Here is a 16871-nt window from a genome sequence, read left to right as displayed (position 1 = left end):
TGGTAAAAAAGTTATCTTTGCAGGTGATCCCTGGTCAGATTACGTACAGATCGACGTATTCGTGGACTGGCATGCTCTCGAGTCTGTCCTGGTCAAGGGATATATCCAGAATACGTTGCTGCTGTCTGGTGGGGAACATCCGTGCCAGGTTGGTCCGGAACTTGGCCTCGAGCAACGGAATGCCATCACCACGGCGGCTCTTGTGTCCGATCGGGTATTCGCAGACGATCTCGTCCAGTTTGCTGCCGTCATTGAACTCGACAGTCAGTGCGTTGGCGATGGATCGCTTCTCGGGATCGTGATAATCCTTGGTAAACGCGGGGTCCTCCACGCACTCCATCTTGTCTCGCAAAACGTCGATGCGAGAATCAGACGCGATGCTGTCCTCGTAGTCGCCTGCGGTCAGGCGGCCAAACAGGATAGGCACAGCAACCATGTACTGAATGCAGTGATCACGGTCAGCCGGGTTGTTCAGTGGGCCTTTCTTGTCGATGATACGGATGCACGCTTCGTGCGTACGGATGGTGATCTTCTTGATGTCTTCAGCCGACTTGCCTGCTGCCTTGAGTTGCTCATGAATCTGCATGGCACATTCAACAGCCGTCTGTGAGTGAAACTCGGCAGGGAACGAGATTTTGAACAGAACGTTTTCCATTACGTAGCTGCTATATGGGCGCTGGAACTTGAAGGGCTGGCCCTTGAAAAGCACGTCGTAAAAACCCCAGGTTTTGGCTGAAAGCACGGATGGGTAACCCATTTCACCGGTCTTGGCGATCAGAGCCAGACGCACGGCGCGGCTGGTGGCATCGCCAGCAGCCCAGCTCTTGCGGCTACCTGTATTGGGCGCGTGGCGGTAGGTGCGAAGACTCTGTCCGTCAACCCATGCGAGTGAAACGGCATTGATGATCTCGTCACGTGTCAGACCAAGCATCTGTGCCACGACGGCGGTGGATGCAACCTTGACCAGCACGACGTGGTCCAGACCAACCTTGTTGAATGAGTTCTCGAGGGCGATGCAGCCCTGGATCTCATGGGCCTTGATCATGCCAGTCAATACGTCACGCATGGTCAGGGGGCCTTGCCCATGGCGACGGCGTTGCGGGACAGCCAGTCCGCAGTTGCAAGAATGCCGCCCAGATTGTCTGATGGGTGGCCCCATTCGGCTGCCAGCCATGTGTCGTTGAAGTCGAGCCAGCGAATCATCGTGCCGATATTGAACGCAGCCTGAACGGGATCGAGCTGGAACTGCGTACCCGGAACCTTTGCGCCGTTGGGTACAACTGTGCCAGGGACAATGGGTCCAAGCAGCTTTTTGCAAGCAGGGTACTCAAGTGCTTCCAGTCCACAACCGAGGGTGTCGATCAGGCAGTTTCGTGCGGTTTCGTAGGCAAGAGGGCTCTTGATCTCGTAGTTGATGACGTAATCTGCGATGTCGACGAGTACCTGGTCCGGTTCCGGTCGAACATTTGAAATATGGGAGGACATGTTTCGGTTTCCTGTCTGCTATGTTTCTAAAAACGGGCTTTGCGCCGGTATGCTTACTTGCGGCTGCCGATCGCAACAAATTTGCGATTCTCAGGGCCAACGTAATTCGCGGTCGGACGGATGATCTTGTTGTCGACTCGCTGTTCGATGATGTGGGCAGCCCAGCCAGCCGTACGTGCGATAACAAACAGCGGGGTGAACATCGAGGTGGGAACGCCCATCATGTGGTATGAGACGGCTGAGAACCAGTCAAGGTTGGGGAACATCTTCTTGGCGTCCCACATGACAGTCTCGAGACGCTCAGCGATGTCGAACATCTTGGTACTGCCAGCCTTTTTGGATAGCCTGTGAGCGACGTCTTTGATGACCTTGTTGCGGGGATCTGAAATCGTGTAGACCGGGTGTCCAAAACCGATAACGACTTCCTTGTTCTCGACCCGGGCGCGAATGTCTGCTTCTGCCTCATCCGGTGTGTCGTAGCGCTTCTGGACTTCGAATGCGACTTCGTTTGCACCCCCATGCTTGGGACCACGCAAAGCGCCGATGCCGCCAGTGATAGCCGAGTACATGTCGGATCCGGTGCCAGCAATGACACGGCAGGTGAACGTTGATGCGTTGAACTCATGCTCTGCATAAAGAATGAGTGATGTATGCATGGCACGTACCCAGTCGGTGCTGGGTTCTTTACCGTGCAGCAGGTGCAGGAAGTGTCCGCCGATACTGTCATCGTCGGTTTGTACATCAATGACGCGACCATTGTGGCTGTACTGGTACCAGTAGAGGAGTGCGGAACCAAGGCATGCAATCAGGCGGTCCGCGATATCACGTGCGCCTGGCATGTTGTGATCGTCCTTTTCAGGGAGCACGCAACCGAGTACTGATGTTGCCGTGCGCATCACATCCATGGGATGGCTTGCCGCTGGCAGTGCCTCCATGGCGGCCTGTACCTGTGCCGGCAGGCCGCGCAGTGCACGCAGTTTTTCTTTGTAGGCAACGAGTTCGGATTTGGTCGGCAGCTTTCCGTGAATGAGCAGATGAGCGATCTCTTCGAATTCGCTGATATCTGCGAAGTCCAGAATGTCATAGCCGCGATAGTGCAGGTCGTTGCCTGAACGGCCGACCGTGCAAAGCGCGGTGTTGCCGGCGACTACGCCAGACAGAGCAACCGACTTTTTGGGCTTCGGTGTGACCGGTGCTGCGGTTGCTGGATCTGTTGCAGAAGCGGCAGATGTTGCCTTGGTCGCAGTGGTTTTACTGACGGCGGTCTTGGCCTTGGTCTTGGCTGCTGTTTTTCTTGAGGTTGCCATGTAGGTCTCCCTTATGCGTGATCAGGATTTTTTCTGTGCGAAGAGTTCATCCAGCTTGCTTTCATACTCATGGTAGCCAATCCGGTCGTAAAGCTCTTCTCGTGTTTGCATCATGTCAATGACGTTTCGCTGGTGACCGTCGCGCCGGATGCTCTCGTAGACGGCTTCGGCCGCCTTGTTCATAGCGCGGAATGCCGACAGGGGATAGAGCACCATGCCAACACCCGCATTGCCAAGTTCCTGAACCGAAAATAGCGGTGTTTTGCCAAATTCAGTAATGTTTGCAAGCAGTGGTACGTCGATTGCTTCCGAAAATTTCTGGAAGGTCTCAAGATCGTACGCTGCCTCCGCGAAAATGGCATCGGCGCCGGCTTCCACGCACCCGATGGCGCGTTCGATCGCGGCATCGACGCCATCGACGGCGATGGCGTCGGTTCTGGCAATAATGAAAAAGTTTTCGTCTGTGCGTGCATCGGTGGCTGCTTTGACGCGATCACTCATCTCTTGCGAGGAAACGATTTCCTTGCCCGGACGGTGGCCACAACGCTTTGCGCCGACCTGGTCTTCAATATGGCAGGCCGCAGCCCCAAACTTGATCAGACTCTTCACCGTTCTGGCGATGTTGAATGCTGATGGGCCGAGCCCAGTATCGATGTCAACCAGTAAAGGCACATCACAGACATCAGTGATGCGCCGGACGTCCGTCAGGACATCATCCAGAGTGTTGATGCCCAGATCTGGCAACCCGAGAGAACCCGCGGCGACGCCACCACCGGAAAGGTAGATCGCCCGGTAGCCAGCGCGTTTGGCGAGCAGCGCATGATTGGCGTTGATAGCCCCGATAATCTGCAGAGGCTTTTCCTGTGCAAGTGCGTTTCTGAATCGGGCGCCTGCTGAAGCGATTCCTGACATGTATCAATCTCCTCGGTGGGTGGGGTGCTTGGTAGTGATGAGTGCTGCATAAAGCCTGGCCGGCGGGCCCTGGAAAAAGGGCCTGCACTCGCAGGCCCTTCTTGGCACGATTACTTCAGAAGATCGGCGACACCGTCGCGCTCTTCGAGCAACTCCTTGAGCGTGAAGTCCATGCGTTCACGAGAAAATGCATCGATCTCGAGGTCGGTCACGCGTTTGTATTCACCGTTCTCGCAAATGACGGGAACGCCGTACATGATCTCTTCAGGAATGCCATACGAGCCATCTGAAGGAATACCCATCGTGACCCAGCGACCGTCGCTGCCGAGAACCCAGTCCCGGATGTGATCAATTGCCGCGTTGGCTGCCGATGCTGCCGAAGACAAACCGCGCGCCTCGATGATAGCCGCTCCACGCTTTCCGACGGTGGGAATGAACACATCACGATTCCACTGATCATCGTTGATGATCTTGGCGACGCTCTGACCACCGATTGTCGCGAACCGGTAATCGGGGTACATGGTGGGTGAGTGGTTACCCCAGACCGCGAGTTTCTGGATGTCTGCAACAGGACGTCCGAGCTTGGTTGCCAACTGCGACAGTGCGCGGTTGTGGTCCAGGCGAAGCATTGCGGTAAAGTTCTTTGAGGGCAGGTCGGGTGCTGACTTCATCGCAATGTAGGCGTTCGTGTTGGCCGGGTTTCCGACGACCAGCACACGTACGTCCCGACTTGCAACTTCATTCAGGGCCTTGCCTTGAACAGTGAAGATCTGTGCATTGACCGTCAGCAGGTCCTTGCGCTCCATGCCGGGGCCGCGGGGGCGGGAGCCAACCAGCAGCGCGACATCAGCGTCTTTGAAGGCTTCTTTGGGATCACTGTGAGCACTCATCGATTGCAACAGCGGGAATGCGCAATCGTCAAGTTCCATCATCACGCCTTTGAGGGCCTTCTGGGCTTTCTCGTCGGGAATCTCGAGCAGTTGCAGAATGACCGGCTGATCTTTGCCGAGCATCTCGCCAGAGGCAATTCTGAACAGCAAAGCATAGCCAATCTGGCCGGCAGCCCCTGTGACTGCAACGCGCATGGCGGGTTTGGACATAAAGGATTCTCCGTTGGTGGCAGTAAAGAAATTCAGCCTTTCAGTTTAGCCGTTTTGAGAGCAACTGATGGCTGGTTTTCTCAAACGGGGACCCGGTCGCGTTGATATGAAAGTTGGGCTGGCACAAGTTGTGCGACTTTTCCTGCGAACAATATGAGAGGGCGGGCCCGGTCAACGATCTTAGCGCAGAGTACATGGTGAGTCAAGATTCTTATATCTTATATAAGACATAAGACTGTGGCGATAAGGGGCAAGTTGTGGAACAATGCTGGGGGGGCGATGTGGGCTCGCGCGGACAGGCGACAGGCGACAGACTGTGGCCCTCTGAAAAAATCACGACGTGAAACGTCTCCGCCAGACGGCCATGGAGGGCAGGATGACATCTGGTACATTTTCCAAACCAGCAGCAAGAAGGGATGGGCCGGCGGCTTTCAGCCCGCTTTATCGGCAGATCAGGGATTTGCTGGTTCAGGCGCTTGATCAGGGTGAATGGAAGCCTGGCGAGTCGATTCCAAGCGAGATCGACCTGGCTGCCCGCTTTCAGGTGAGCCAGGGGACAGTCAGAAAAGCGATTGACGAGCTGGCAGCGGAACACATTCTGATCCGTCGCCAAGGCAAGGGAACTTTCGTTGCAACGCATCAGGAAGCGTTGGTCAGATTTCGTTTCCTGCGACTGGTCTCCCAGGGCGGGGAGCTTGTGCCGGGTCATAGCGAAATTCTTGCCTGTCGGAAGGTTCGCGCGAGTGCGGAGATGGCGAGAGAGTTGGGTCTGCACCCGGGCGATGGACTGGTATATATACGACGCTTGCTCAGCTTCAAGGGCAAGCCGACGGTTGTGGATGATATTTATTTACCCGCTTCCCTGTTCAAGGGCCTCAATCTACAGATCCTCAAAGAGAACGAAGGTCCTCTGTACTGGCTCTTCGAGGCGCGTTTTGGGGTTAGCATGGTGCGCGCCGATGAAAAGATACGGGCCGTTGCCGCATGCACCGAGATTGGGCAGTTGCTAGGCGTAGAATCGGGTCATCCAGTCCTCAGAGTCGACCGGGTTTCGTATACTTATGGCGACCGTGCGGTAGAATTACGATATGGTCATTATGTGACTGAAGAGTATTATTATCGCAATGCATTGATTTAAATGCGTTGTTTTTCGATTTGAGTCAAGTCCTCTTATCGGCGAAAATACTGCGTTGCTCCACAGAGCCTGGCCACGCAAATTGTGCCCAGGAAGAAAGATTGAATATTACTCAGACAGAGGCCACCACATGTCAGACAGTGCTGCCAAAACTCGCCCCCAGTTTAGAAATATTGGCATCGGCGACATCACCACTCATTACCGGTTGCCCCTGGCGGGCAAAGTGTCGATTCTGCATCGTGTAAGCGGGGCATTGCTCTTTCTCGCTTTGCCGTTGCTCATTCTTCCGCTGTTTGCGATGAGCATTTCTTCGCAGGCCGGATTCGATGCCTTGTCTGTTGTTGCAGGGTTCACAATCGTGAAGTTGATTCTCCTGGTTCTTATCTGGGGCTATCTGCACCATTTCTGTGCGGGGATTCGATATCTTGTCCTTGACTTGCATTACGGCCTGGACAAGGAATCGGCCAAGAAAAGTGCCGGAGTGGTTCTGGGTGTCAGTCTCGGTCTGACTTTTGTTTTTGCGCTCAAACTGTTTGGAGTCTGGTAAACATGGCGACCTCGGAAAAAATTGGTAACAAACGACTGGTTGTTGGTGCTCACTACGGGTCTTTTGACTTCCTGGTTCAACGGATCACGGCAGTCATTCTGGCGGTTTACACGCTGGTGCTGTTTCTTGGTGTGCTGTTCATGTCTGGCTTTACCTACGAAGGGTGGGTCAGTCTGTTTACGTTTTCGATTGGAGGCGTGTTCCCGCTGGGTCAGATCCTCGCCACGCTTGCATTTTTTTCGCTGTGCTGGCACGCCTGGATCGGTGTGCGTGACATCTGGATGGACTATGTGAAGCCCGCCGGTATTCGCCTGCTGCTGCAAGTCCTTACCATCCTGTGGCTGCTTGGTTCAGTCATTTACTTTGTCGTTATTCTCTGGAGTGCATAGCCGTGGTTGCTGTCAAAAAATCATTGCCACGCCGCCAGTTTGATGTGGTGGTTGTAGGTGCCGGCGGGTCCGGTATGCGGTGTTCCCTGCAACTTGCCAACGCTGGTCTTTCTGTTGCGGTTTTGTCCAAGGTCTTCCCGACCCGTTCTCACACTGTTGCTGCACAAGGCGGTATCGGTGCCTCGCTGGGTAACATGAGTGAGGATAGCTGGTACTGGCACATGTACGACACCATCAAGGGCTCAGACTGGCTGGGCGATCAGGACGCAATCGAATTCATGTGTCGTGAAGCACCCAATGCGGTGTATGAGCTCGAACATTTCGGTATGCCCTTTGACCGTAACGCTGATGGCACTATTTATCAGCGCCCATTCGGTGGTCACACTGCTAACTTTGGCGAGAAGCCGGTGCAGAGAGCCTGTGCTGCTGCCGACCGTACTGGTCACGCTCTTTTGCACACGCTTTATCAGCGCAACGTTGCTGCTCGTACACAGTTTTTTGTGGAGTGGATGGCACTTGACCTTCTGCGCAATGAAGAAGGTGATGTTGTTGGTGTGACTGCGCTTGAGATGGAAACGGGCGAGATCTATGTTCTTGAGGCGAAGACCACCGTTCTTGCAACAGGTGGTGCAGGCCGTATCTGGGCTGCGTCGACCAACGCGTTCATCAATACGGGCGATGGTCAAGGCATGGCTGCGCGTGCCGGCATTGCCCTGCAGGATATGGAGTTCTGGCAATTTCACCCAACTGGCGTGGCGGGTGCCGGAGTGCTGATTACCGAGGGAGTGCGCGGAGAGGGTGGCATTCTCCTCAACAAGGATGGCGAGCGTTTCATGGAGCGTTACGCTCCGACCTTGAAAGATCTGGCACCACGCGATTTTGTGTCACGGTCGATGGACCAGGAGATCAAGGAAGGTCGCGGTTGTGGTCCTGACGGCAGCTACGTGGTTCTTAAGCTTGATCATCTCGGGGCTGACGTCATCAACAAGCGGCTGCCTTCAATTCGCGAGATTGCGATAAAGTTCGGAAACGTTGACCCGATCCGTGAGCCGATCCCGGTTGTGCCGACGATTCACTATCAGATGGGTGGTGTTCCAGCCACTTACAACGGTCAGGTCGTAAACTGGGTGAACGGCGAATCGAAGATCGTCAACGGTCTGTATGCGATTGGTGAGGTGGCGGCGGTCTCCGTTCATGGTGCAAACCGCCTCGGAACCAACTCTTTGCTTGACCTGGTGGTGTTTGGTCGTGCAGCGGGTAACCATATCGTTAACTCTCATCTTGAGCGTCAACGTTCGCAAGCATCAGCGCCTGAAGCGGCGATCGAGAAATCACTTGATCGTGTCAACCGTCTCGAGAACCGCGAAAGCGGAGAACGTACGCAGGAGGTCGGCAATGCGATTCGCCAGACAATGCAGAAGCATTGCGGCGTGTTCCGTACGCTGGACATGCTCAACGAGGGTTGTGAACTGATCGATGATCTTGTCTCTCAGGTGGATAATGTCGCTTTCAAAGACAAGTCCAAGGTATTCAATACCGCCCGAGTCGAGGCGCTTGAGCTCGAGAATATGATTGAGGTTGCCCGTGCAACCATTCACTCGGCTGCCGCGCGCAAGGAAAGCCGTGGTGCGCACGCACTGGATGACTTCCCTGAGCGCAACGACGAGGAGTGGATGCGTCATACGCTCTGGTACTCGGAGGGCAATCGGCTGGATTACAAACCAGTCCAGCTCAAGCCGCTGACCGTCGACAGCTTTCCGCCGAAAGCCCGAACCTTCTGATCTGACTCAGGAATAAAATCATGAGTGCAAAGCGAATTGTTAAGTTTGAAATCTACCGCTACGACCCGGACAAGGACGAGCGCCCATACATGCAGAAGCTCGATGTCGAGTTGGAGCCAACTGACAAGATGTTGCTTGACGCGCTGGTTCGCATCAAGAATGACGTCGACGACAGTCTGGCGTTGCGTCGTTCCTGTCGTGAGGGGGTTTGCGGTTCGGATGCGATGAACATCAATGGCAAGAATGGACTTGCCTGCACGACAAACCTGCGTGAACTCAAGGAGCCGATCGTCTTGCGTCCGCTTCCAGGTCTGCCGGTTATTCGCGATCTGATTGTCGATATGACACATTTCTTCAATCAGTATCATTCGATCAAACCATACCTGATCAACGACACACCGCCGCCTGAGAAAGAGCGTCTCCAGACACCTGAGGCACGCGAGGAACTTGACGGCTTGTATGAGTGCATTCTTTGTGCCTGCTGCTCCACATCTTGCCCTTCGTTCTGGTGGAATCCTGACAAATTCGTCGGACCGGCAGGGCTGTTGCAGGCGTACCGTTTCATCGCAGACAGTCGGGATCAGGCGACTTCGGAGCGTCTCGACGATCTCGAGGATCCGTACCGTCTTTTCAGATGCCATACCATCATGAATTGTGTCGATGTCTGCCCCAAGGGGCTCAACCCAACCAAGGCAATCGGTAAGATCAAGGAAATGCTGGTTCGTCGCGCGGTCTAAAGAGAGAAAGGGTACTGTCATGGGAGATTTGAGTCCACACGATCGCCAGCGCTTGCGCTGGAGGGCTCGACGCGGCCTTCTGGAGAACGATCTCCTGATCACCCGGTTTCTTGACGCCCATGAGGAGGGCCTCACGGATGACGATGTCTTCGGACTGATGCGTCTGTTTGATTTGGGTGATAATGACCTGCTTGATTTGTTGCTTAGCCGCACGGAACCCACCGGTGCGCTGGATTGTCCCGAGGTTCAGGGTGTGCTGTCACGTTTGCGTGTCGCCTGAACCCCACGTAACACACGAGGAAATTGCTGATGAAATTGTCCGATAACAAAGCCACTCTATCCTTCTCGAATGGCGCACCGTCAATTGATTTGCCGGTGTACTCGGGAACGATGGGCCCGGACGTGATCGATATCCGTAAGCTTTATGCCCAGACAGGCATGTTTACCTATGACCCGGGTTTTATGGCAACGGCCGCATGCCAGTCGGGTATCACTTATATCGATGGCGACAAGGGTGAACTTCTCTATCGTGGTTACCCAATAGAAGAACTCGCGGTTAACTGTGACTTTCTTGATATTTGCTACCTTATCCTGAACGGCGAACGCCCTGATGAGCAGCAAAAGCTGGATTTTGATCATCAAGTGACGCATCACACGATGGTTAACGAGCAGATGCACTTCTTCCTGCGCGGTTTTCGTCGCGACGCGCACCCGATGGCTGTCCTGACTGGTCTGGTCGGCGGTTTGTCGGCGTTCTATCACGATTCGACCGATATCACGAATCCCCGGCATCGTCACATTTCGGCGATTCGTCTGATTGCCAAGATGCCTACGCTGGTTGCGATGGCGTACAAGTACTCGGTTGGTCAGCCGTTCATCTATCCTCGCAATGACCTGAGCTATACCGGTAACTTCCTGAGAATGATGTTCGCAACGCCTTGCGATGAGTACAAGGTCAACCCGGTTGTCGAGCGTGCGCTGGATCGCATTTTCATCCTGCATGCTGATCACGAGCAGAATGCTTCGACCTCGACTGTTCGTCTGTGTGGATCGTCAGGTACGAACCCGTTCGCCGCTATTGCTGCTGGTGTTGCATGCCTCTGGGGTCCTGCCCACGGTGGCGCGAACGAAGCCTGCCTGAACATGCTTGAAGAAATTCAGGCGCAAGGTGGTGTGGCCAAGGTTGGCGAATTCATGGAGAAGGTCAAAGACAAGAATTCAGGCGTACGTCTGATGGGCTTTGGACACCGCGTCTACAAGAATTACGATCCTCGCGCCAAGTTGATGCAGCAGACGTGCAAGGAAGTCCTGGAGTCTCTGGGGCTCGAGAACGATCCCCTGTTTAAACTGGCAATGGAACTCGAGCGTATTGCACTTGAGGATCCGTACTTTGTGGATCGCAAGCTTTATCCGAACGTTGACTTCTATTCTGGCATCGTTCAGCGCGCGATTGGCATTCCGACGTCGCTGTTCACGGCTATCTTTGCGCTGGCCCGTACAGTAGGCTGGATCGCTCAGTGGAATGAAATGCTTTCCGACCCTGAATATAAGATTGGTCGTCCGCGTCAGTTGTTTAACGGGTTTCCGACTCGTAGCATGAAGTAATCCTGCTCTCAGAGCCGGTCTTGACAGGCTCCCGCTTCAGCGGTAGTCCGTTAAGGCAGATTTCTAGCCCCGGCCTTTGGTCGGGGTTGTTTTTTTGGTGTGTCGAAACAGGTAGGGCCAGGCGCTTGGGCTAGCAGGCGAGGGCACTGCCTGGCTTAATTCTGCACCCTGTTGTTCTGGAGAGCGATTTTAGTGATCCTCGCACAAGTGCAGAATTGTGCGTTCAGGCATCCTGTCGAACTGGATTGAGAGTCTGTCGTGAGCAATCTGACAGGCTTGCCCTTTATCGTCACTGGGTATCTGAACACTTGTCCGCGCATAGCCGGCGTTCTTTTTGGTCCCTTGGGCATCGGTGCTGGAACGTATGGTCGCCAGGGTTACTCTGCTGCCAAAGTAGGTCCGATGCCAAAACAGCGCAGTCCCTGGATCGGACGCGATCGGTCTGGTGCCGCGATGGCACTCCACAGGCGCGAAACAGACCTTGCTGGGTATCAGCAAACGAGGCGATGCCTATCGGCGAAAGCGATTGATCCATGACATGCGGGCATATCACGTGGGCAGGAGGGCCAATCCTGAACACCGGAGAAACAGGCTGATCAACCGACGAAACATGAATGTGGCCGTGGTGGCCCAAGCCAACAAGATCGCCCGTATGAAACCGAACAATCGAAGTTAACAACCGCAAGCGAACCCGATACAAAGAGGTACGCCCGCCGATTGCTCATGACATTGATGGCAAGACCAGGCCAGATCCAGTTGGCAAAGCCCGTAATTACCGCAGCATCAAATGAATGTGATTATGCGATTGAGGGCTTGGCAAAACTGGGGCGTCCATGTATCGTATGCGCTCCATTATGACGGGGCTGTTCGTTATTTTCCGAGCATGCGATTCTCTCGTTGTCTTGCAACTGGAGATTCCAACATGTCAGAGACTGAACAATTCTGGCGAAAGCACCTGGATGCCATCGACGCTTCAGGATTGACCACCAAAGTCTATGCCGAGCAGAACCAGCTCAAAGCGATCGAGCTTTACAAGTGGCGCAATCATTTCCGGCGACAGGCTGAGCGTTCGCGCAAGCAGCAGTCAGGCTTCATGCGCGTGAATCTGGAGTCTGTCCAGTCGCGACCAGCACCGCTAGCTACCTCACGACCCGGCACCGCCTGCACGATCACCCTGGACGATATGCGCATTGAGCTGGCGACGTTGCCACCCGCCAATTGGCTCCGTAGTCTGTGTCTGACCGCTCGGGGAGATCAGTGATGCATCCTGGATACGCGATTGATCAGGTCTATCTGAGTTGCCACCCCGTGGACTTTCGCAAGTCCATTGCGGGCTTGAGCGCTCTGGTCGAGCAAGAGCTCGGGTTGAGTCCGTTTGGCACCGCGTTGTTTGTGTTCATTAACCGTCACCGTAACCGGATAAAAATTTTGTATTGGGATCGAAACGGATTTTGTCTTTGGTATAAACGTCTTGAGACCGATCGTTTCGCTTGGCCCAAGGGTGAGGCAGGGTCAACAGTTAATCTCTCGCCACAGGCCCTGCAGTGGCTTCTGGAGGGGTTTGATATCTGGGCGCACGGTCCACATAAAGCGCTTAATTATCAATGTGTTACATAGATTTTTGGGGCAGACTATGCTACAATGACGCATGTCTGCACCATCAAGTAAACCTCCCATCGAGATGCCTGAGATCGATCCCGAACAGTTCGGGATCAGCGCCTCGGCGCTCGAGCAATTAACGCAGACCTTGCACGAACAGCTCAGTGCGCAGTACGCCGCCCACTATGAAGCGCATTACTCGGCACACTACGAGCGTGAGTTTCAGCAGCGCATGCAAAAGCTCTACGAAGACCTCATCCTGGCCCGACGCCGAATGTTTGGCCGCAGCAGCGAAGCGCATCCGGCCCAGGGTCGTCTGTTTGATGAAGCTGATGCCATTGCGCCCGAGACCACCGAGGCCGATGACCAGGCGGTGATTGCGCCGGCCAGCTCCGAGTCTTCCAAAACGCCCAGAACACCCAAAGCGCGCGGTAAACGTGGGCCACTGCCCAGTGATCTGCCTCGCGTGGATATCGTGCACGACGTGCCCGAGAGCGAGCGGCTCTGTGCTTGCGGCACACCGATGGTGGAGATCGGCGAGGAAGTCTCCGAGCAACTTGACATCGTGCCCATGCAGATCCGGGTGCTGCGCCATATCCGCAAGCGCTACGGCTGCCCGGACAAGAGCCAGAATCCGGTGATTGCCCCTGTGCCCAAGCAGGTGCTGCCACGCAGCAACGCCAGCCCCGATTTGCTGGCGATGTTGCTCACGGTCAAGTATGTCGATGGTCTGCCGCTGGCTCGTTTCAGTCACGTGCTCGAACGCTCGGGTGCGCGTGTCACCCGCCAGACGCTGGCCCGATGGGTGATCGGCACCTCGCAGGCGCTGCAACCCCTGCACAACCTGTTGCGAGATTCGCTGCTCGACAGCCCAGTGCTTGTGATGGACGAGACGATTGTGCAGGTGCTCAAGGAGCCTGACCGAGATCCGACGGCCCAAAGCTACATGTGGGTGCAGGTAGCAGGCCCGCCTGGCAAGAAGATGGTGCTCTATGACTACGATCCAAGTCGCTCCGGCACGGTCCCCGTGCGACTGCTCGAGGGGTGGACGGGATACCTCATGACCGATGGATACAGCGGCTACTCGGCCGTGGCCCGAACACCTGGTGTGGAACATCTCTCGTGCTGGGCGCATGCGCGTCGCCCCTTTGTCGAAGCCCAGGCCGTGCACAAAGGCAAAGTCGGCAAGGCCGACCAGGCGCTGGCCATGATCGCTCGACTCTACAAAATAGAGAAAGACGTGCGTCAGGCCAGCGATGCAGACCGATACCTGGCTCGCCAGCGGCGCAGCCTGCCCATTCTGAACGAGATTCGACAGTGGGTCGATCAAAATCTGCCACTGGTGCCGCCGAGCACCAAACTGGGTGCAGCGCTGGCTTATCTGGACAAGTTCTGGGGCCGGTTGGTGCGATACACCGAACGCGGCGATCTGCCCATTGACGGCAACCCAGTCGAGAATGCCATTCGCCCGTTCGTGGTGGGCCGCAAGGGCTGGTTGTTCAGTGACACACCGGCTGGCGCACATGCCAGTGCAGTCATCTACTCCCTGGTCGAGACGGCCAAGGGCTTCGGGTTCGAACCCTACCTGTGGTTGCGCCACGTCCTGCGTCGTCTGCCATTGGCGCAGACTGTCGAGGACTATGAGGCCTTGATGCCGTGGAATCTTCATCCACAGGATTTAATCACTCAGCGCGAAATCTGAACATCCTGTTATTGCTGGATCGCGTACCATGTATCTCCTTTTATGGCGGGATTGTCCACAAGCGGTATGCTTTTGCCGGAAATGCTTGCTGGATTCGTAAAAAGCCTCCGAACACTTTCGGTTCGGAGGCTTTTGTAAGTCAAACAAACAATTTTTACAGAATCAACTTTAAGCCCGGTCTTCGAGTTGCGCTTTCACAACTGCAAGTGCAGTCATGTTGATGACTCGACGAACCGTGGAACTGTTTGTCAGAATGTGGACAGGTCGTGCTGCACCCAGGAGAATCGGACCAATTGCAACACCGTGACTGCCTGTCATTTTGAGTAAGTTGTAAGTGACGTTTCCGGTATCCAGATTGGGCATGATCAGCAGGTTTGCCGTTCCTTTGAGCGTGGAATCCGGGTAGTTAGCCTGACGGATTTTCTCGGAAAGAGCAGAGTCCGCCTGCATTTCCCCATCAACCTCCAGCTCAGGAGCTTTCGTCGCGAGAATGGTGCGCGCCTGTGCCATCTTGCTGGCCGATTCAGTCGCGCGACTACCAAAGTTGGAGTGAGAGATCAGCGCAATTTTTGGCGTAATACCAAAACGCTGGATCTCCTGAGCGGCCAGAATTGTCATGTCCGCCACCTGATCCGCGGTCGGATTCTCGTTGACGTGTGTGTCGCAGATAAACAGGGTCTGCTCGGGCAGCATGAGGACGTTCATCGCCGCGTACGTCGCTGCTCCCTCCTGTTTGCCGATCACTTCGTCGATATACTTCAGCTGGTTGTCAAAGCGGCTTCCAACGCCGCAAAGCAGGGCGTCGGCATCGCCACGCTGAATCAGCATCACGCCTATCAGTGTGTTGTGCTTGCGGATCATGGCCTTGGCGATGCTTGGGGTGACTCCGTGGCGGGCTCTAATCTGATAGTACGCACTCCAGATCTCGTGGAAGCGATCATCATCCTCCGGATCAATAACCGTGAAATTACGTCCAGGTTCAAGACGAAGTCCCATTTTTTGTATACGCATCTGGATGACAGCGGGGCGACCAATCAGAATCGGAATCGCAATGCCTTCGTCGATGACTGTCTGTGCAGCACGCAGTACACGCTCATCCTCACCATCTGCGTAAACCACTCGCTTAGGATCTTGCCTGGCCTGGTGGAAGACCGGGCGCATCAGCTGACCGGAATGATAGACATGCTCGAAAAGCTTTTGCTCGTAGGCCCGCATGTCGGAAATTGGCCGCAAAGCCACACCCGACTCCGCTGCCGCCTGGGCGACTGCAGGTGCAATCTTGACAATCAGTCTGGGGTCGAAAGGCTTGGGGATGATGTATTCCGGTCCAAAGGTCAGATCCTCTCCCTGGTATGCCTGCGCGACCTCATCACTTTGTTCGGACTTGGCCAGGTCGGCAATCGCCTTGACCGCAGCAAGTTTCATCTCTTCTGTAATTCGAGTTGCGCCCGCGTCGAGTGCTCCCCTGAAAATGAATGGAAAGCAAAGTACGTTGTTGACCTGGTTGGGAAAGTCAGATCGACCGGTTGCGATGATGCAGTCCGGACGAGCGGCCTTGGCCAGTTCAGGGCGAATCTCAGGGTCCGGGTTGGCCAGCGCAAGGATCAGCGGGTCTCGAGCCATGGTCTTGACCATGTCAGTTGTGACAACGTCCTTGGTCGAGCAGCCCAGAAATACGTCAGCATCTACCATGACGTCGGCGAGACTGCGCTTGTCGGTTTTTTGTGCATACCTCGCCTTGTTCGCCTCCATGTTGTCTTCTCGGCCCTCCCAGATCACACCGCGGGAATCGCAGACAAAGATGTTGTCGCGAACAACGCCTAGACTGACAAACATGTCCAGGCAGGCGATCGCGGCTGCTCCCGCCCCGGAGCACACCAGCCGGATGCTCTCGAGCGGTTTGTTCACAAGTGTCAGGCCGTTAAGCAGTGCTGCCGAGGAAATGATGGCTGTTCCGTGCTGATCGTCGTGAAACACCGGAATCTTCATCCGGTCACGAAGCTTCTTCTCAATATAAAAGCACTCCGGCGCCTTGATGTCTTCCAGATTTACTCCACCCAGAGTAGGTTCGAGTGCAGCGATAATGTCGACCAGTTTGTCGGGGTCCTTTTCCGCCAGTTCGATATCAAACACATCAATCCCGGCAAACTTTTTGAACAGACAACCTTTTCCTTCCATGACGGGCTTCGCGGCAAGTGGTCCGATGTTGCCTAAACCCAACACTGCAGTGCCGTTCGTGATTACGCCTACCAGGTTCGAGCGGGACGTATATTGTGCAGCGCAATCTTCGTCGGCATGGATCGCCATGCAAGCTGCAGCTACGCCTGGCGAATAAGCAAGTGACAGATCGAACTGGTTCGAAAGAGGTTTCGTAGGAGTGACCGAGATCTTTCCCGGACGTGGCTGTGCATGGTAATCCAGCGCGAGTTGATTGAAGTCCTGGCTCATAGGGTGTACACCTTGTTGTCTATAAAACAGTGAACACACGCAATGTGTGTGCGTCAGGTGTTAATGAAACATATCTAAAAGCAACTTGCACGACTTTCTGTTCTGCGCTGCACCATTGAAATCC

14 protein-coding genes and 2 pseudogenes are annotated in these 16871 nt (G+C 55.0%); 11 read left to right on the top strand and 5 right to left on the bottom strand.

Annotation, left to right across the window (positions count from 1 at the left end):
* Positions 1–34: 34 nt before the first annotated feature.
* The 4 genes and pseudogenes from DBV39_RS09155 to DBV39_RS09140 form a co-directional block, all read right to left on the bottom strand.
* A pseudogene (locus tag DBV39_RS09155) lies at positions 35–1485 on the bottom strand (bifunctional 2-methylcitrate dehydratase/aconitate hydratase).
* A gap of 53 nt (positions 1486–1538) precedes the next feature.
* A complete protein-coding gene (gene prpC / locus DBV39_RS09150; RefSeq protein WP_108621274.1) occupies positions 1539–2792 on the bottom strand; it encodes a bifunctional 2-methylcitrate synthase/citrate synthase in 1254 nt (417 codons plus the stop codon).
* 21 nt (positions 2793–2813) lie between these two features.
* Complete coding sequence (prpB, locus tag DBV39_RS09145; RefSeq protein WP_108621273.1) at positions 2814–3704, bottom strand: methylisocitrate lyase; 891 nt, start codon at positions 3702–3704, stop codon at positions 2814–2816.
* Between the two features lie 110 nt (positions 3705–3814).
* On the bottom strand, positions 3815–4804 hold the full coding sequence (locus DBV39_RS09140; RefSeq protein WP_108621272.1) for a malate dehydrogenase: 990 nt from the start codon (positions 4802–4804) through the stop codon (positions 3815–3817).
* A gap of 364 nt (positions 4805–5168) precedes the next feature.
* Between DBV39_RS09140 and DBV39_RS09135 the strand changes: the two genes are divergently transcribed.
* The 11 genes and pseudogenes from DBV39_RS09135 (at position 5169) to tnpC (ending at position 14299) form a co-directional block, all read left to right on the top strand.
* Entirely contained in the window at positions 5169–5942 is a 774-nt protein-coding gene (locus DBV39_RS09135; protein WP_108621271.1) for a GntR family transcriptional regulator, read from the top strand.
* A gap of 127 nt (positions 5943–6069) precedes the next feature.
* Positions 6070–6486 carry a succinate dehydrogenase, cytochrome b556 subunit gene (gene sdhC, locus DBV39_RS09130; RefSeq protein ID WP_108621270.1) on the top strand — a complete coding sequence of 139 codons (417 nt, stop codon included), beginning with the start codon at positions 6070–6072 and terminating at the stop codon, positions 6484–6486.
* Positions 6487–6488: 2 nt separating this feature from the next.
* Entirely contained in the window at positions 6489–6875 is a 387-nt protein-coding gene (sdhD, locus tag DBV39_RS09125; RefSeq protein ID WP_108621269.1) for a succinate dehydrogenase, hydrophobic membrane anchor protein, read from the top strand.
* 2 nt (positions 6876–6877) lie between these two features.
* Entirely contained in the window at positions 6878–8656 is a 1779-nt protein-coding gene (gene sdhA / locus DBV39_RS09120) for a succinate dehydrogenase flavoprotein subunit (RefSeq protein WP_108621268.1), read from the top strand.
* Positions 8657–8676: 20 nt separating this feature from the next.
* The gene (locus tag DBV39_RS09115; protein ID WP_108621267.1) at positions 8677–9393 is read left to right on the top strand and encodes a succinate dehydrogenase iron-sulfur subunit; all 717 of its coding nucleotides are present in this window, start codon (positions 8677–8679) and stop codon (positions 9391–9393) included.
* Positions 9394–9412: 19 nt separating this feature from the next.
* Positions 9413–9673: a succinate dehydrogenase assembly factor 2 gene (locus DBV39_RS09110; protein WP_108621266.1), complete on the top strand. Its 261-nt coding sequence runs from the start codon at positions 9413–9415 to the stop codon at positions 9671–9673.
* A 29-nt stretch (positions 9674–9702) separates the two neighbouring features.
* On the top strand, positions 9703–10998 hold the full coding sequence (gltA, locus tag DBV39_RS09105; protein WP_108621265.1) for a citrate synthase: 1296 nt from the start codon (positions 9703–9705) through the stop codon (positions 10996–10998).
* A gap of 436 nt (positions 10999–11434) precedes the next feature.
* Positions 11435–11674, top strand: a pseudogene (locus tag DBV39_RS19920) (IS110 family transposase); the annotation flags it as partial.
* 246 nt (positions 11675–11920) lie between these two features.
* Complete coding sequence (gene tnpA / locus DBV39_RS09095) at positions 11921–12259, top strand: IS66 family insertion sequence element accessory protein TnpA (RefSeq protein WP_108620453.1); 339 nt, start codon at positions 11921–11923, stop codon at positions 12257–12259.
* Positions 12259–12615 carry an IS66 family insertion sequence element accessory protein TnpB gene (gene tnpB / locus DBV39_RS09090; protein WP_108620452.1) on the top strand — a complete coding sequence of 119 codons (357 nt, stop codon included), beginning with the start codon at positions 12259–12261 and terminating at the stop codon, positions 12613–12615. Before tnpA ends, tnpB begins: the two co-directional genes overlap by 1 nt.
* Before the next feature lie 31 nt (positions 12616–12646).
* On the top strand, positions 12647–14299 hold the full coding sequence (gene tnpC / locus DBV39_RS09085) for an IS66 family transposase (RefSeq protein ID WP_108621263.1): 1653 nt from the start codon (positions 12647–12649) through the stop codon (positions 14297–14299).
* A gap of 168 nt (positions 14300–14467) precedes the next feature.
* On the opposite strand, the gene DBV39_RS09080 is transcribed toward tnpC, so the two are convergent.
* Positions 14468–16747: an NADP-dependent malic enzyme gene (locus DBV39_RS09080; protein WP_108621262.1), complete on the bottom strand. Its 2280-nt coding sequence runs from the start codon at positions 16745–16747 to the stop codon at positions 14468–14470.
* Between the last annotated feature and the right edge of the window lie 124 nt (positions 16748–16871).

Origin of the sequence: Orrella marina (assembly GCF_003058465.1) — a bacterium.
In the GTDB taxonomy this organism is placed as follows: domain Bacteria; phylum Pseudomonadota; class Gammaproteobacteria; order Burkholderiales; family Burkholderiaceae_B; genus Algicoccus; species Algicoccus marinus.
This window is presented reverse-complemented; position numbering and strand designations above follow the sequence as displayed.

Excerpts from the sequence above, each read along its gene's own strand:
- gltA (WP_108621265.1), top strand. The coding sequence starts at position 9,703 with ATGAAATTGTCCGATAACAAAGCCACTCTATCCTTCTCGAATGGCGCA.
- DBV39_RS09135 (WP_108621271.1), top strand. The coding sequence starts at position 5,169 with ATGGAGGGCAGGATGACATCTGGTACATTTTCCAAACCAGCAGCAAGA.
- prpC (WP_108621274.1), bottom strand. The coding sequence starts at position 2,792 with ATGGCAACCTCAAGAAAAACAGCAGCCAAGACCAAGGCCAAGACCGCC.
- DBV39_RS09115 (WP_108621267.1), top strand. The coding sequence starts at position 8,677 with ATGAGTGCAAAGCGAATTGTTAAGTTTGAAATCTACCGCTACGACCCG.
- sdhD (WP_108621269.1), top strand. The coding sequence starts at position 6,489 with ATGGCGACCTCGGAAAAAATTGGTAACAAACGACTGGTTGTTGGTGCT.
- prpB (WP_108621273.1), bottom strand. The coding sequence starts at position 3,704 with ATGTCAGGAATCGCTTCAGCAGGCGCCCGATTCAGAAACGCACTTGCA.
- DBV39_RS09110 (WP_108621266.1), top strand. The coding sequence starts at position 9,413 with ATGGGAGATTTGAGTCCACACGATCGCCAGCGCTTGCGCTGGAGGGCT.
- tnpB (WP_108620452.1), top strand. The coding sequence starts at position 12,259 with ATGCATCCTGGATACGCGATTGATCAGGTCTATCTGAGTTGCCACCCC.
- sdhC (WP_108621270.1), top strand. The coding sequence starts at position 6,070 with ATGTCAGACAGTGCTGCCAAAACTCGCCCCCAGTTTAGAAATATTGGC.
- tnpA (WP_108620453.1), top strand. The coding sequence starts at position 11,921 with ATGTCAGAGACTGAACAATTCTGGCGAAAGCACCTGGATGCCATCGAC.
- DBV39_RS09140 (WP_108621272.1), bottom strand. The coding sequence starts at position 4,804 with ATGTCCAAACCCGCCATGCGCGTTGCAGTCACAGGGGCTGCCGGCCAG.
- tnpC (WP_108621263.1), top strand. The coding sequence starts at position 12,647 with ATGTCTGCACCATCAAGTAAACCTCCCATCGAGATGCCTGAGATCGAT.
- DBV39_RS09080 (WP_108621262.1), bottom strand. The coding sequence starts at position 16,747 with ATGAGCCAGGACTTCAATCAACTCGCGCTGGATTACCATGCACAGCCA.